The organism is Telmatobacter sp. DSM 110680, from assembly GCF_039994875.1.
Taxonomy (GTDB): Bacteria; Acidobacteriota; Terriglobia; order Terriglobales; family Acidobacteriaceae; genus Telmatobacter.
Map to the genome: position 1 here is coordinate 3,195,387 of NZ_CP121196.1, position 15,980 is coordinate 3,211,366.

Genomic DNA, 15,980 nt, shown 5'->3' on the forward strand with positions numbered 1-15,980 from the left:
ACCGCGCAGTGCGCGGATGGGCCCCAAGCCGCTCCGCTCAGGATGACACGGCTGAGAAGTGGTTGGTGTAGAGGACGACAGTTTGGTTTCCCAAGGCAATCCGCTCGGGATGACAAGGCTGTGGAACGATTTTCTTAGAAGCCGCCGGCGCCGGGGATGTATTTGTATTCGATCTTGGTGGGCTGCTTAATCGGGTCGCCGGTTAGATCGTGGGTGTGCCAGACTACTGACTCGCTGGCGACTTCAGGATGTTTGCGCAGGAACTCTAAAGCAAAAGTGCTGGCTGTGGGGTCGTCTTTCTGGTCGGCGAATTTAGCTGACTCGATGGCGGCCCTTTCTTTTTCGCCCAGGCGGCGGTAGAGGATGGCGAGCTGGTAGTGCGCGGCGAGGTCATCGGGATCGATCGCCTGGAGTTTCTCGTATTGCTCGCGGGCTTTGGGATAGTCGTGCGCCTGGTAGTAGGAGAAGCCGAGTTCGCGGAGGCCATCTTTGGCTAACGGATATTTTGCGAGCATTGCCTGCAGGTCGGTGATGGCTTCCTGAATCTGGCCGGCGTTGCGTTCGACGAGAGCGCGGTAATAAAGTGCACGGGGATCGCCCGGTAGCAACGAGAGTGCTTTTTCAAGATGCGGCTTGGCGTCGTTGTAGCGCTCCCACGAGATTTCGACAACGGCCATGTTGGTGTAGGCGTCGGCGTAGTCGGGGCGAAGCGCGGCAACTCGTTCAAATGCGCCGACAGATGCTTCGTACTGGAATGCATCGAGGAGCGCGATGCCGTAGTTGTTCCAACGCATCCATTCTGGATTTTCGCCTGGCTGGGCAGCGGCGGGGGTGTTCGGGCCAATGCTGAGCATGCGTGTGGCCGATGCGACTTCGAGGACAGGCTGTGGATACGGCTTCGGTTCCTTCACGCCCGTTTGAGTGATAGCGAAATCGATGAAGCGCTGATCGAAGCGGCGGTATTTGATGGTCGCTGTGATCGTGACGCCGCCAGAGATGGCCTTGGGCAGGCGGAAACGGTAGCGGACGAGCTGCGAGCGGCCGGACTGGATGGTGTTGTTGTATGCCAGCACGCGGTTGTGCCAGATCTCGTGGAGCGCGTTGAGTTCGCCCTTGGTGTTGACGAGGCGGTTAGTGAAGGAGTGCGCGGAGGGATCGAGATCGCCGTTGGGCTGGATGAATCCGGATTCAGTGATTACTTTGCCGGTGCTGTCTTTGACGGTGAAGTTGACCCAGGATTCGTAGAAGTCGCGCTGCTCGGGAACGTAGGAGTGCGCGATGCCCTTGTTCTGGATCACAACGTCAGCGATCAGGGTTTCGCTTGGGGAGACAGAGAACGGCACGAGGCCCAGAGGGGCGATCAGAGGCGCGTTGGAGGGTGACGAGTTGTCATCGGTTGGTGAAGCGGATGCGGGCGATTCTTTCTCCAGTGCGAAGATGTCGACGTTGAGTACGCCTTTGCCGTCGATGCCGTTTTTGAGGAAGTCGACTAGCTTTTGCGATTGCTCATCAAATTTGTAGTAGGCAGCGTTCAGGCTGTTGCCGCCCAGCCAGCGATGCGAGACGAGCGTGCCGTCCTTGGCGCCTGCGTCCTGCGCGTTGGCGGGGAGAGGCTGGCGGGGCATGTGGCAGGTCTGGCAGGTGGAGACGGTGTCTTTGCGGTAGAAGGGGAGGGGGGACTGTTTGGTGAAACTGGCGCCCTGCCATTCGTCGTAGACGGTGAAGGCGCGAAGGAACTTATAGTCGTCGAGAGAGCGGGTGATGGTGGCCTTGTGGCAGGCGGCACAGAATTCGGCGGTCTTGAGGAGCGGGCGCATCACAGCCTGTTTATGGCGATCGAGGTGGCCGAGGATTTCGGAGTCGGAGACGGTGCGGGTGACGGGCGCGCCTTTTTCATCGACCAAAACAGCGGGCACACCCATTACATAGCTGCCGGTGCCAGTGGTGTCGGTTGACTGAATGGCGTGGCATACAGAACAGGTGATGCCTTCATCCTCGAAGGGGCGCTTTTTGGGCATGCCCTGCGAGAGGTCGCCGGAGAAGAGGGCGATGGGATTATGACAGCCTTCGCAGTGGCGTGAAAACTGGACACCCTTCTCAGCGATGAGCATGTTCACGTTCTTCAGATACCAGGGCTGGCGAAAGCTGTTGGAGTGAACCGACTGGCGCCACTGGTGGTAGGCCTCCTGGTGGCAATGGCCGCAGTATTCGGCATTGAGCACATTGCGCGGATTGACGAACTGGCCATTGACGGTCATGGCGTTCGAGGGTAGGAAGGGGGATTCCTTGCCGAAAGCGTAGTTGTAGCGGAGGGCTACGGAGTCATGAAACTGGGTGGTGGGGCCGGTGACGTGGATGCTGGCGGTATAGGCGGCGGGGGGCTGGTCGGGAGCGGATATGGCTGGAGCGGGGGCCGAGGAATCAGAATGAGTGGCGGCGTGGACGACCACGCTGACCGCGAGGGGCAGGGCGAGGAGCAATACGGTGAGTGCCCAGCGACGCGGCGAGGACATAAACATCTTGAAACGGGCTCCGGAACGACGATTGATATGGCCCCGCGGGTCGTGTCAGAAGCTGCGGGGAACAATTGAACGGTAACAGGGGCGGGGCATGGGATGTCCACCATCGAAAGGTGGAGGTGCCGTGAGATCAAAAGGACATTGGGGAGGCTGCGATGCGGTGAATGCCGGCGGACGGGAAAGCAGATCCTTCGCTCCGCTTTCCCCCCAACCATGTTGGGGCCCCAAGCTGCTCCGCTCAGGATGACACTGCAGAGGTATGAGTGTGGTTCAGAGGTCGCCAAGCAGTTCCGCTTGGGACAACATAGTCCAGCTGGCGGACGATCACAATTCGCGTGGGCGGGGGTCGACCCGATGTGCGGGTGAGGCGATTCTTTGACTCTTTCAGCGAGCGGTTCATAGAGTGGGATGAATGGACGGATATTGGGCTTGGACGGGGTGATGCAGCGCACATCCACTTAGCCAAATCGGGGCTGAAACTGGTACGGTTGTTGAGTAAGATCACATCGCCCTAGATGGCCTCCAGTCCTTATTTCTCTCTCGCAGTTTTATTCGTTGCCGCGCTCGGGTTCGGGCTGGCTCCGCTGGGCCTTGCGTGGCTGTGGCAGAGGGTGTTTTCGCCGGCCAAACCGAATGCGATTAAGAATGCGATCTACGAGTGCGGGCTGGAGTCGAAGGGCGATGCCTGGATGCAATTTCGCTCTGCCTACTACCTATACGCGATCATTTTTTTGATTTTCGATGTGGAAGCGGTTTTTTTGCTGCCGTTTGCAGTGGCGTTTACGGGATTGGGCGTGGCGGCATGTTTGTCGATGATGGTATTTGTGCTGCTGCTGATTGAGGGATTGGCCTGGGCCTGGGCTAAGGGTGTGTTGACGTGGGCATGAAAGCACTGATCAGCGGTCAGTCTCCCCGGTCGTAGCCGCGCCAGCGAAGATGATAGAGCGCCGGAGCCGGATCGAGGCACTTGGCACCGAGAAGTCTGGTAGTTGATTTGACTGATCACTGAACTCTGTTCACTGATCACTTGCGTTGAGTGGAGCGATTCATGGCGGTTGACGAAAAGCTGAAGATCGAACTCGGCAAGCAGGGCATCGTCGTTACGACTCTTCAGGAGCTTTACAACTGGGGTCGGCGGAGTTCGATCTGGCCGATGCAGTTTGGACTGGCTTGCTGCGCGATCGAGATGATCGCGACGACGATGGCGCGCTATGACCTGGCACGATTTGGGTCGGAGGTTTTCAGGCCGTCGCCGCGGCAAGCCGACATGATGATCATTTCAGGAACGGTTACCAAGAAGATGGCTCCGCAGGTGGTGCGGCTTTATAACCAGATGGCTGAGCCGCGCTATGTGATTGCGATGGGGGCTTGTGCGATTTCAGGTGGCCCGTTCAAGCAGGGGTACAACGTGCTGAAGGGAATCGACCGGTATATTCCGGTGGATGTGCATATTCCCGGGTGCCCGCCGCGGCCTGAGGCGCTGATTCAGGCGTTTATGACGTTGCAGAAGAAGATTGATGCGCAGCCATTGACGGGCGAAGGAAGACCGCGGCATCTGGACGCAGAGGCGCAAGGGGAATTTCCGGTGCCGGAGTTTGGTGAGCACGATCTTGATCCGCCGTCGAATCCGAGCGTGTGGACAGTGCCGACGATTATTAAGTGAACAGATAAGAGACGCAGGGACTAGGGACTGAATGGCGTTGAAGACGGTTGAAGAGATCAAGGCGGCGATTTTGGCGGCGGTACCGGGGGCATCGGTGACGATGTTGCCGAATCCCAGCCCCAGCGCACAGCAGTCTCTGTTGATCGACGCCGAACATGCGATCGCTATCGCCAGGTTCCTCCGCGATGATGGTGAACTGGCGCTTGATTTTCTTTCGAATGTGACCGGAGTGGACTGGCTGGATAAAGAGATCGCAGAAAAAGTTAAAGTGACGCGGCAGGTCGCGAAGCCGGTGGAAGGCGGGGATCCGGGCCAGGTTCAGATGGTGGACGAGACGGTTGAGGAGACTCGCAAGCATACGGAGCCGGGATATCTGGAAACCGTTTATCACCTTTTTTCGGTTGCGAAGAAGCATGGGCCGGTGGTGTTGAGAATGCGGACGGCGAACCGGACTGACAAGGTGAATCTGCCCTCGTTCACTCCGATCTGGCGATCGGCAGAATTTCAGGAGCGCGAAGTTTTCGATCTTTTCGGGGTTGTGTTTACCGGGCATCCGGACCTGCGACGTATTTTGATGTGGGATGAGTTCAAGGATTTCCCGATGCGCCGCGATTATGTGGAGCCGGACGATTTCGAATACGAGCCGACCGCACATGATGATGTACTGAAACGCGCACAGGCGCACAGGGCGCAAGTTGCAGCGGGGGAGGTGAAGGAATGAGTTCCTCATCGACCGACCTTGGCAACGTGACGGCGCGACTGGCGCGATCAGAAAAACTGGATGGGTGGAATCGGCCTCCAGTGATTGAGACGGAAGGCGACAGCGAGTTGCTGGAACTGGCCATGGGGCCGCATCATCCTTCGACACACGGCGTGTTCCGGATGGATGTGGTGCTGGACGGCGAGCGTGTGATCCGGCTGAAGCCTGTATTTGGATATCTGCACCGCAATCACGAACAGCTCGCGCAGGGTCAGAGTTATTTGGCGTCGATGCCGTATACGGATCGGCTGGATTATTTCTGCTCGCTCTCAAACAACTGGGCGTATGCGCTTGCAGTTGAAAAGCTGGTTGGTCAAACGGTTCCGGAGCGTGCGGAGTATCTACGGGTGATTTTGGCGGAGCTGACGCGGATTCAGAATCACGCTTCGACGATTGGGTTTCTGTTGCAGGAGATGGGCGCAAGCGGCACTCCGCTGATGTACGCGTTTCGCGAGCGCGAATTGATTCTGGATTTGTTTGAGAGCCTAACCGGCTCGCGCATGATGTGCAATTACATGCGCTTTGGCGGATGCCGCGTGGACGCATCGGAAGCCTGGCTGAACGGCGCGCGCAAGGTTGTGGCCGCGCTGCCGAAGTTCATCGATGAGTTCGAGAACTTTTTGATGACGAACGAGATCCTGATGGCGCGCTGCCAGGGAATCGGGGTGTTGAAGCCGGAACTTGCGGTAAATGCCGGGATCAGCGGGCCGATGCTGCGGGCATCCGGCGTGAATTATGACATACGCAAGGTGGACCACTACGGGATTTATGACCGCTTCAAGTTTCGGGTTCCTCTTGGCGATCACGGCGATATTTTCGATCGATACATGGTTCGCATGCTAGAGATGCGCGAATCGATTTCGATCCTGGAGCAGGCTCTGAAGGAGTTGCCGGGCGGACCGGTGATGGATCCCAAGGCAAAGATCAGGAACTTCAGGCCGAAGGCGGGCGAGGCGTACGGGCGCATTGAAGCGCCGAAGGGCGAGCTGGGATTTTATCTGATCAGCGATGGAAGCCCGAATCCTTATCGGTATCGGGTGCGGCCGCCGAGCTTGATCAATCTCACGGTGCTGGAAGATATGTGCCTAGGGTCGAACGTGGCAGATGTGGTGCTGATCTTTGGAAGTGTGGATATTGTGCTTGGTGAGGTTGATAGATAGCTACTAGCTTCTAGCCTTTAGCTACTAGCTGGTTTTGAGGCACATGCCGCCGGGTTGGATGGAAGTGATTTTGGATGCAAGAAGCTGCGGCTCGAAAAAGCCAGGAGCTAGCAGTTAGAAGCTAGGAGCTGTTTTTAATGCTGGGTGAAGGAATTCTTAAGGGACTGGCCGAGACGGCGCGAAATTTTGCCGGGAGCTTTGTCTCGAAGGAACGGATGACGACGGTGGAATATCCGGAGGTGCGGCTGCCGCTGCCGGAGGCTTCACGTAACTTTCCGTTTCTGGTCTACGACGGCAACGACTGGGAGAAGGGGCTGCGGTGTGTAGCCTGCCAGATCTGCGAGAAGGAGTGTCCGCCAAAGTGTATCTATATCGAGAAGAGCAAGGATAAGAAGCCGGACTACGTCGGTAAGCCACAGATCTATCCCGCTAAATTCGATATTGATATTTCTGTTTGCATGAGCTGCCAGATTTGCGTTGAGGTCTGTCCGTTTGAAGCAATCAAGATGAACACGGAGTTTGAACTGGCAACGACGGACCGCTTTGGCGGGCTGCTGCTGGATCGGCATGAGCTGGCGAAATCGAACGAGTACTATCACACGATCCATCCGACTGAAGCGACCGAAGTGGATGCGAGGCTGGCGGCGGAAAAGGTCAAGGTTGAGGCCAAGGCGAAGGCAGCCACGCAAGCAGCAGCGACAAAGGCTGCTGAACCGGCGAGTGCGGCTGCGGCTGTTCCGGCGGTTGCGAAGCCTGCTGTTGCACCGGTGACACAAGCTTCGTCGCCGAAGGCTGCGGAGGTGAATGCAGCGCCTGTTGCGGCGACTACTCCAGCAGCGCCGAAGCCGGTGGCAGGAACGGGAACAGATGGAGCGGCTCCCATTACCGAGGCGGAGAAAAAAACAACAAGTGAGCCCGCAAAGACGACTGAAGGAGAGCCGAAAGCATGATCGACAGGCTCGACCAAATTTTTGTTTTATTGAAGCATTGGATTATTGGCTACCTGCCTGCGAGCTTTCAAACGCCGGTGGGCGTGATCATCAGCGTCGTCTGCATCATTGGGTTATATCCGGCGCTGTTTGCGCTGACGACAGTGCTGGAACGCAAAGGCGTAGGGCGCATTCAAAACCGGCTGGGACCGAATCGCGTGGGGCCCTATGGGATTCTGCAGCCGATGGCAGACGGCATCAAGTCGCTGACCAAGGAAGACATTGTTCCGAAGAGCGCGGACGCTGTGGTGCATTTTCTGGCGCCGGTGATTCTCGTGGTGACGGTGTTCATGGGCTTCGCGGTGATGCCCATGGGCAAAAACATGGTGCTGGTGGATATGGATGCCGGCCTGTTGTTTTATTTTGCGATGGGTGCTTCGTCGGAGCTGTCGGTTTTCATGGCAGGGTGGGGAAGCCGCAACAAATATTCGCTGCTGGGCGCAATGCGGGCGGTGGCGCAGATGATCAGCTATGAAGTGGCGCTGCTGTTGTCGAGCGTGGTGATCGTGATGATGACAGGGTCGCTTTCGCTAGTGAAGATTGTGGAGGCGCAGAACCACTACAGTTATGGGTTCCCGCATTGGTTCATTTTTACGCCGTGGGGATTAGCGGGATTCCTGATGTACGCAATTGCGGGAACGGCCGAGACAAACCGATCGCCGTTTGATTTGCCGGAAGGCGAGTCGGAACTGGTGGCCGGGTATCACACGGAGTATTCGGGATTCAAGTTTGCGCTGTTTTTCCTGGGTGAATACGTGGCGATGTTCTCGATCTCAGGATTGGGATCGACATTGTTCCTCGGCGGATGGACGGCGCCGCTAGCGGCTTTGCAGTGGGTTCCATCGTGGATATGGTTCTTCGGGAAGTTGTTTGTGTCGATGTGCGTGTTTATCTGGCTGCGCGGGACGCTGCCTCGGCTCAGGCAGGATCAGTTGATGAACTTTGCATGGAAGTTTGTACTGCCGATGTGCCTGCTGAATTTGTTTGTAGCGGGCTTGTGGCGGTTTCTGGGTGATGGGCTTCTGCGGTGGGTAATTTGTTCGGGGATCTTAATTTTGGCTTACGCGGTGATGGGAAGCGCGGAGATGCGGAGAAAGCATTTCGGCCCGAGGGCGTATCGGTATGCCGAGTGAGGGGCGCGTGAGGTTAGTGCTTTCCCACCCATGCGCGATACAAACCGCGCATGGGTGGGGCACCCACGGTATTGCTAGTTTAAGAAGCCCGGGCCGGAGTTCAACAGATTTTTGCGCGAGTCTGCGGGGAAGGAGCGGCTGGCGGTGGGAATTGTTTTCTATCTGATATCGGCTGTGGCCGTGGGTGGCGCGCTGGCAGCCGTTTTGCTGAAGAACCTGGTGCACTGCGCGCTGGCGCTGACGCTGGCGTTTCTCGGGTTGGCATTGCTGTTTTTACGGCTGGATGCGCAGTTTGCGGGCTTCGCGCAGATTCTTGTTTACGTGGGCGCGGTTGCAATTCTGGTGGTGTTCGCCATCTTGTTGACGCGCGGGTCGGAGATTCCAAAGGAAGGTGTGTTTTCAAAGACGTGGCTGACGGGATTGGCAATCGCGGCTGCGGTATTCGCGATGCTGGGCTGGGTGGTGCTCCAGGCTGGGCCGTGGCTTTCGAACGAATCCGCTGCACCGGAAGTGACGGTGAACCAGATTGGGCAGGCGTTAATGGGGCGGTATGTGTTGCCCCTTGAGATTGTCGCGGTGCTTCTGACGGCGGCGCTGCTGGGCGCGGTGATTGTGGCCATGCACGAGAAAGAGGGCAAGTGATGGCAAATCCCCTGACTGGATACCTGCTCGTGGCAGCCTTGCTCTTCGCGATCGGGTTGGCGGGTGCCCTGACGAGGCGGAACGCAATCCTGGTGTTGATAGGGATTGAACTGATGCTCAACGCGGCGAATCTGAATTTGATTGCTTTCTGGCGATATGGTCCGCATCCGGAGATGTTGACGGGGATGATGTTTGCGATTTTCTCGATCGCGGTGGCGGCGGCCGAGGCTGCAGTGGGTTTGGGCCTGGTGATTTCGATTTATCGCCACGCGAAGACAACGGACGTCGAACAGATGAACAGGATGAAGGGGTGAGCCGGTGCTAGACCTGAACGTATCCTTCATCCCCCACACGACTGCGAGTCTTGTTGCGCAGTGGCTGTGGCTCATTCCTGCAGTGCCGATGTTGGCTGCGGGCGTGATCGCGTTGCTGAAGCAGCCGATGAAGAAACTTTCATCGACGCTGGCAATTGGTTCGCTAGGCTTTTCATTGCTGGTGGCGCTGGCGGCATTTGCGCATGTGCTGAGTGGCTGGTCGCACGGATATGCAATTCGCGAGGTCGTGAATTTCAGCTGGATCCAAGTCGGCACGACACAGGTTGAGCTGGGATGGGTGCTCGATCCCCTGGCGGCGGTGATGCTGGTGATGGTCACCTTTGTCGGGCTGCTGATCTTTATCTACTCAACCGGTTACATGGAGCACGACGAGAACTACACACGCTTCTTCTGTTTTCTGAGTTTGTTTGCGGGAGCGATGCTGGGCGTGGTGATTGCGAACAGCATTCTGCTGCTCTTCATGTGCTGGGAACTTGTGGGGCTCACTTCATACCTGTTGATTGGGTTCTGGTATCAGAAACCGTCGGCGGCTGCGGCGGCGAAGAAGGCATTCTTAACGACGCGCGTAGGGGATGTATTTTTTCTGCTGGGTATCGTGTGGTTGTTTGCGCAGACTGGAACGCTCTTGTTTTATGACCATGGCGCGGGATCGATCGAACCGCTGGCGCTGGGTGGATTGCTGGTGCATCACTCCGGCTGGGGACTTACGGCTGCGGGTGCGATTGGTCTTCTGATTTTTGCTGGAGCAGCCGGCAAGAGCGGACAACTTCCATTACATGTTTGGCTGCCTGATGCGATGGAAGGTCCGACGCCGGTGTCGGCGTTGATTCACGCGGCGACGATGGTGGCTGCTGGTGTTTACCTGATTGCTCGCGTGTATCCGCTGATGGCTGCTGGAATGCCGGCAGGCGGAACGACAACATCACTGACCGTAGTGACGTGGGTGGGTGCGTCGACGGCGGTGTTTGCCGCGTTGATCGCAGTCGCACAGAACGATATCAAGCGGATTCTGGCGTACTCTACGGTTTCGCAGCTTGGCTACATGATGGCGGGGCTGGGCGTGGGCGGCGTGGCGGTGGGCATGTTTCACCTGATCACGCACGCGTTCTTCAAGGCGCTGTTGTTTATGGGCGCGGGCTCGGTGATTCACGGGGCGCACGAAGAGCAGGACATCCGGAAGATGGGTGGGCTGAAAGGCGCGATGCCGGTGACGTTCTTGACGTATGGGATCGGCATGCTGGCGCTGTGCGGATTTCCGCTGGTCTTCTCTGGGTTCTGGAGCAAGGACGGAATTCTGGAGGCTGCGCAGCACTGGAGCGTGGCGAAGGCTCCGTTTTACATGCTGGTTTTTGGCGCGTTGCTGACGGCGTTTTATATGACGCGGCAGGTTAGCTACGTGTTCTTCGGTACGTATCGCGGACACGGCCATGCGCATGAAAGTCCGCGGGTCATGACGATGCCGCTGGCGATTCTGGCGTTCTTTGCGGTGACGCTGGCTGCGATTGGGACGCCCGCGTGGCCGTGGTTCAGAGCATTCCTCGATGGCCATGAAGCGAAATTGGATTTTGCAGGATTTAACGAACCCGGATTGATGGCGCTGATGTTGACATCTTCAGTGGTGGTACTTGCGGGACTTGGTCTGGGATGGTTTATCTACGGTGCAAAGTCGCCAGCGGCGGAAGAGCCGGATGCGTTGGAGAAAGCGATGCCGCCGGTGTGGACTGTCTTGCGCGACAAGTTCTATATCGATGAACTCTATGGTGCCACGGTGATCGCGTTCTACGCGTGGTGGGCGAAGGTTGCGGATTGGGTCGATCGTGATATCTGGGGAGATATGGTTTCCACTGTCACCTTCCTGTTCAACAGATGGGCGCGACTCAATCGATTCCTCGACGCCAACATCGTTGACGGCGCGTTTGACAAGGGCTGCGAAGAGATTGCAACGGGCGGTGGATTGCTGGCGCGTGTGCAGAGCGGGCGCGGGCAAATGTATCTGCGATTGCTGGCGTTGGCAGTGGTGGTACTTGCGGCCGCTCTGATCTGGAGCGTCCGCCCATGAACGCAATGGCGAACGGAATTCCGTGGCTCACGATCATTACCATATTGCCAGTTGCAGGCGCCGTGATTGCGCTCTTCTCTGGTAAACATGCGCGCGCCGTGGCCCAGGTAACAGGTGTCCTCGCTTTCGTACTTTCACTCGCGATCTGGTTGCATGTGCCGGGAGACGGGTCTATCGGGCTCGTAGAGCTGAAGGCGTGGGTACCTTCTCTTGGCATTCAATATCACCTGGGCGTGGATGGGTTGGGCGCGCTGATGGTGGTGCTCTCAGCGCTCGTAACCCTGATGAGCATTGATGCCGCGCACCGCGTGCATCATGAGCCGGGATTGTTTTTTGCTCTGGTGCTGCTGCTGGAGGCGGGTCTGTTCGGATCGTTTACGGCGCTGAATTTCTTCCACTGGTTCTTGTTCTGGGAGTTGAGCCTGATTCCGGCGTTCTTCCTGATCAAGTTGTGGGGAGGACCGAAGCGCGGACCGGCAGCGACGCAGTTTTTTGTGTATACGATGGCGGGAAGCGTCGCGCTACTGCTGGCATTTCTAGCAGTTTTCCTGTCGACGGGTTCGATGGAGTTTGGCGACCTGGCGGCGATGGCGGCGAACGGATCGTTGGCGCAGCAGGTAACCGCGCACCTGGGCTCGGGAATCATTGGCGGCCACGTCATGATGTGGCTGGCCATCGGAGTGCTGGCGGGATTTGCGGTGAAGGTACCGATGGCGCCGTTTCATACGTGGCTTCCTGCTGCCTACGCTGAAGCGCCGTCGCCGGTGACGATGTTGTTGACGGGTGCGATGTCGAAGATGGGTGTGTATGGCTTGCTGCGAATCGCATTGCCGCTATTTGGAGAGCAGATCGCAGAGATCAGGACGCCGCTGCTGGTGCTGGCGGTGATCACGGTGGTGATGGGCGCATGGGCTGCAGCGGCGCAGAAAGATTTGAAGCGCGTGCTCGCCTACTCATCCGTGAATCACCTGGGGTATTGCCTGCTAGGAATTTTTGCAATTGCGGTTCCGGGCGGCGCCAATGTTGCAGTGGGAACGAGCCAGGCGGCGGCGCTGAATGGCGTGATTCTACAGATGTTCAATCACGGGCTGACGGCCGCAGCGTTGTTCTGGTTTATCGCGATGATCCAATTTCGCAGCGGCGGACTTCGCGGGATTGATGACTTTGGGGGATTGAGAAAGCCGGCACCAGTGTTTGCAGGGTTGATGGGGATTGCATTGTTCTCATCACTCGGATTGCCGGGACTGAATGGATTTGTTGGTGAGTTCCTGATCTTTCGCGGTGTGTTTCCGCTGTCGTGGGTTGCCGCGACATTTTCAGTGCTTGGATTGCTGGTGACTGCGGCAGTGATTCTTACGGTGATTCAGAAGGTATTTGCCGGCCCGGTACCGGAGCGGTGGGCGACATTTCCTGATCTGCATGGCGGAGAGCGGCTGGGAATGGCGCCGGTGATTGGATTGATGTTCTTAGTGGGCGTAGTGCCGCAGTTAATCGTGGGACATGTGAATCCTACGGTGCAATATCTGCTGGCACATTGGAGATTCTAAAACCGAATGTTGGCTTGGACGATTTACATCTCGTTTGCCGGTGCACTGGTGCTGGCGCTGCTCCCTAAAGGAAATGCGGCGTTGGCGCGTTGGATCGCGCTTGCAGTGGCGGTGACGGGATTTGCGATTGCAGTTGCAGGATTTGTAGCAGGCGCTGGGCAGGGACGCGTGACGCTTGTCGATGTGCCGTGGGTGGCATCGATGGGGATCCATTTCACGCTTGCTGCGGACGGGATCAGCCGCGTGCTGGTATTGCTAACGGGGTTGGCGGCAGTCGCGGGTGTACTGTTCAGCTGGAATATTGAGCTGCGGACGAACGAGTTTTTTGCTTTCTTTCTGGCGCTGATTGGCGGCGTGTATGGAGTGTTCCTCAGCTTCGATTTGTTCTTGCTGTTTGTGTTCTATGAGATTGCGATTGTGCCCAAGTATTTCCTAATCGCAATCTGGGGATCGACACGGCGCGAATATGCGGCGATGAAGCTGGCGTTGTATTCATTTGTCGGATCGGCGATGGTGCTGATCGGATTGCTGGCAGCGTACGCGATTTCAGGAAGCCACTCGACGGGCCTGGTTGCGCTGGCGAATGCAAATCTGCCGGTGAACTCTCAGATGTGGCTGTTTCCGTTGGTCTTTGTAGGTTTTGGGATTCTCGCGGGCCTATGGCCGTTTCATACATGGGCGCCGACAGGCCACGTGGCCGCGCCGACTGCGGCTTCGATGTTGCTGGCGGGCGTGGTGATGAAGCTGGGCGCGTATGGATGCCTGCGTGTGGCGATTGGATTATTTCCGCATGGGATGGATGCCTGGGGATGGTCATTCGCCGGAATCGGATCGTGGCGCGATGTATTTGCAATTCTAGCGGTGATCGGCATTGTGTATGGGGCGCTGGTGGCGCTGGCGCAGACAGATTTCAAGTTTGTGATCGGCTACTCCAGCGTGAGCCACATGGGTTTTGTGCTGCTCGGTCTTGTGACGCTGAAACAGATTGGCGTGACAGGCGCGGTGCTGCAGATGTTTTCGCACGGTGTGATCGCGGGACTGCTTTTCGCGATTGTGGGGCGCATTGTGTATGAGCGCACGCACACGCGGCAGTTGGCCGAGCTCGAGAAGATGCACCTGGGCAAGCGCATGCCATTTGCAGCATGGGCATTTGTGATTGCAGGCATGGCGTCGATGGGGCTTCCGGGCTTTTCGGGTTTTGTTGCAGAGTTGCAGGTGCTGGTGGGCTCGTGGATCGCGAAGCCGTGGTGGACGGCTGCGGCGGGCGTAGGAATTATTGTAGGCGTCGCGTATACGTGGCGGGCTCTGCAAAAGGCATTCTTCAGTGACAGGCTGCCGACGCCGGAGGAGCATCCGAAGACGGGCTGGCCAAAGTTTGATCCGATTACGTGGCCGGAGATTGCGGGAACGGCGCTGTTGATGGCGGCGACGGTGATTGTGGGTGTGTATCCAAGAGTGTTGCTGGATTCAATTGAGCCGGCCGTGAAGGCGCTGCTTGCGGGAGGAATGCAATGAACTACGCAGACCTCTTTCGAGTGACGCTGCCGGAGACGGCACTGGAAATTGCGGCTCTGCTGGTGCTGGTTTTGGATCTCGGGTTCCTGCGCAAGGCTGCGCTGCAGACGCGTGTCATGTCGGCAGTTTTGTTCGGCGTGATTGGCTGCGGAGCGGCGCTGGTCGCACTGCCATTTCAAGCCGATGGCGGATTGACGTATCCGGGCAGTGTGGATCTGATGCTGAGCGTGGGCGGATACACAGCGGTTGCGCAGGCAGGCATCCTGGCGCTGACAGTGCTCACGTTGTTTCTGCTGGTCGGGTCGGACTTCACGCAGCATGTGGGCGAGTATGTCGCGGTTGTGTTGATGGCTGCGACAGGCGGCTTGCTGATTTCAGCAGCGCAGGATCTGCTGGTGATCTTCGTGGGGCTGGAGTTGCTGAGCCTGGGGTTGTACATCCTGACGGCGTTCGCCAAGAGGTCAGGAAAGAGCGCCGAGGCCGCGATGAAATATTACCTCTTCGGCGGAATGTCAGCGGCGTTTCTGCTTTTCGGGTTCAGCTATTTGTATGGACTGACGGGATCGACGAATCTGCACCGGATCATCCTGGGGCTTTACGGACCCCATGCGCTTCAGGTTGCGCCGCTGTTGTATGTGGCGATGGTGATGATTGCGGCGGGGCTTGGATTTAAAGTGGCGGCGGTGCCGTTCCACTTGTGGGCGCCGGATACCTATGAAGGCGCGCCTGCTCCGGCTGCTGCGTTCATTGCTTCGGTTTCGAAGGTGGCGAGCTTTGCATTGCTGATCGGCATCAGCACCGCGGCATGGCATGTGTTTGATGGATTGCACGGCGGCCATGTTTCAATAACGGTTCGTTTTCACACGCAACCGCAACCGCAGTCGGTTTACCGCGACTTTCAGACGGCGTGGTCGCAGATTTTGATTGTGCTCGCCGTGGCATCAATGGTGCTCGGGAACTTTGCGGCTCTTGCGCAGACGAGTGTGCGCCGGCTGCTGGCGTATTCAGCGATTGCGCACGCGGGTTACATCTTGCTTGGGCTTGCGTTTTTCTCCTATTCTTCGCAGAGTGCGCAGGCGATTCTCTACTACATCCTTACGTACGGGTTGACGACGATTGGTGCGTTCGGCGCGGTTGCGGTCGTAGAGCGCGCTGGCGGCAGTGACCGGATGGATGCGTTTCTCGGGCTCGCTAAACGCAATGGGCTACTGGCAGCGGTGATGATGGTGCTGTTTTTATCGCTGGCAGGCATTCCTCCATTGGTTGGGTTCTGGGCGAAGTTCAATTTGTTCGCGGCGGTCCTCAAGGTCTATCCGAGTGGAGTTGGAATCGGATTGGTGGCGCTTGCGGTGGCGATGAGCGCTGTATCGCTCTACTACTATCTGCAGGTGCTGAAGAGGGTATTAGTGATGCCGGCGGTTATAGATGCGCCGGTGAAGGCGAACCCTATTACGATGAGCGTGCTGCTGCTGATTGCGCTGATGGTCGTGGTGTTGGGGTGCCTGCCGGGTTTGCTGCAGACTTGGATGGGCAGCTTCTACGCTGGGATGTAGCCGTCGCCTTTCTCCTCTTGAAGATGTGCGCTTCGGGGTGCCGGTCAGCGGACAACCTTCTATCCTCAAAAAACATCTCGATAAGACATTTAGCGCGAAACTTGT

Annotated in this window: 13 protein-coding genes; 12 read left to right on the top strand and 1 reads right to left on the bottom strand. The window is 57.6% G+C overall.

Annotated features, from left to right (window positions below; translation table 11 throughout):
- Window positions 1-134 precede the first annotated feature (134 nt).
- Complete coding sequence (locus P8935_RS13195; RefSeq protein ID WP_348260759.1) at window positions 135-2,513, bottom strand: tetratricopeptide repeat protein; 2,379 nt, start codon at window positions 2,511-2,513, stop codon at window positions 135-137.
- 521 nt (window positions 2,514-3,034) lie between these two features.
- On the opposite strand from P8935_RS13195, the gene P8935_RS13200 reads away from it, so the two are divergent.
- The 12 genes from P8935_RS13200 (at window position 3,035) to P8935_RS13255 (ending at window position 15,875) form a co-directional block, all read left to right on the top strand.
- On the top strand, window positions 3,035-3,406 hold the full coding sequence (locus P8935_RS13200) for an NADH-quinone oxidoreductase subunit A (RefSeq protein WP_348260760.1): 372 nt from the start codon (window positions 3,035-3,037) through the stop codon (window positions 3,404-3,406).
- Window positions 3,407-3,567: 161 nt separating this feature from the next.
- Window positions 3,568-4,182, top strand: coding sequence for an NADH-quinone oxidoreductase subunit B (locus P8935_RS13205; protein WP_348260761.1), 615 nt, complete (start codon window positions 3,568-3,570; stop codon window positions 4,180-4,182).
- Between the two features lie 31 nt (window positions 4,183-4,213).
- Window positions 4,214-4,903, top strand: coding sequence for an NADH-quinone oxidoreductase subunit C (locus P8935_RS13210; RefSeq protein WP_348260762.1), 690 nt, complete (start codon window positions 4,214-4,216; stop codon window positions 4,901-4,903).
- Window positions 4,900-6,102 (top strand): NADH-quinone oxidoreductase subunit D, encoded by a 1,203-nt coding sequence (locus tag P8935_RS13215; protein ID WP_348260763.1) that lies wholly within the window; start codon window positions 4,900-4,902, stop codon window positions 6,100-6,102. The genes P8935_RS13210 and P8935_RS13215 overlap by 4 nt, the downstream gene beginning before the upstream one ends.
- A gap of 137 nt (window positions 6,103-6,239) precedes the next feature.
- A complete protein-coding gene (locus P8935_RS13220) occupies window positions 6,240-7,052 on the top strand; it encodes a 4Fe-4S dicluster domain-containing protein (protein WP_348260764.1) in 813 nt (270 codons plus the stop codon).
- Complete coding sequence (gene nuoH / locus P8935_RS13225) at window positions 7,049-8,224, top strand: NADH-quinone oxidoreductase subunit NuoH (RefSeq protein WP_348260765.1); 1,176 nt, start codon at window positions 7,049-7,051, stop codon at window positions 8,222-8,224. Before P8935_RS13220 ends, nuoH begins: the two co-directional genes overlap by 4 nt.
- A gap of 111 nt (window positions 8,225-8,335) precedes the next feature.
- Window positions 8,336-8,866 carry an NADH-quinone oxidoreductase subunit J gene (locus P8935_RS13230; protein WP_348260766.1) on the top strand — a complete coding sequence of 177 codons (531 nt, stop codon included), beginning with the start codon at window positions 8,336-8,338 and terminating at the stop codon, window positions 8,864-8,866.
- Entirely contained in the window at window positions 8,863-9,180 is a 318-nt protein-coding gene (nuoK, locus tag P8935_RS13235) for an NADH-quinone oxidoreductase subunit NuoK (protein ID WP_348260767.1), read from the top strand. Before P8935_RS13230 ends, nuoK begins: the two co-directional genes overlap by 4 nt.
- 4 nt (window positions 9,181-9,184) lie before the next feature.
- Window positions 9,185-11,260, top strand: a complete 2,076-nt coding sequence (gene nuoL / locus P8935_RS13240; protein ID WP_348260768.1) for an NADH-quinone oxidoreductase subunit L — start codon at window positions 9,185-9,187, stop codon at window positions 11,258-11,260.
- Window positions 11,257-12,807 carry an NADH-quinone oxidoreductase subunit M gene (locus P8935_RS13245; RefSeq protein ID WP_348260769.1) on the top strand — a complete coding sequence of 517 codons (1,551 nt, stop codon included), beginning with the start codon at window positions 11,257-11,259 and terminating at the stop codon, window positions 12,805-12,807. The genes nuoL and P8935_RS13245 overlap by 4 nt, the downstream gene beginning before the upstream one ends.
- Before the next feature lie 6 nt (window positions 12,808-12,813).
- Window positions 12,814-14,322, top strand: coding sequence for an NADH-quinone oxidoreductase subunit M (locus P8935_RS13250; protein WP_348260770.1), 1,509 nt, complete (start codon window positions 12,814-12,816; stop codon window positions 14,320-14,322).
- Window positions 14,319-15,875: an NADH-quinone oxidoreductase subunit N gene (locus P8935_RS13255; RefSeq protein ID WP_348260771.1), complete on the top strand. Its 1,557-nt coding sequence runs from the start codon at window positions 14,319-14,321 to the stop codon at window positions 15,873-15,875. The genes P8935_RS13250 and P8935_RS13255 overlap by 4 nt, the downstream gene beginning before the upstream one ends.
- Window positions 15,876-15,980: the final 105 nt, after the last annotated feature.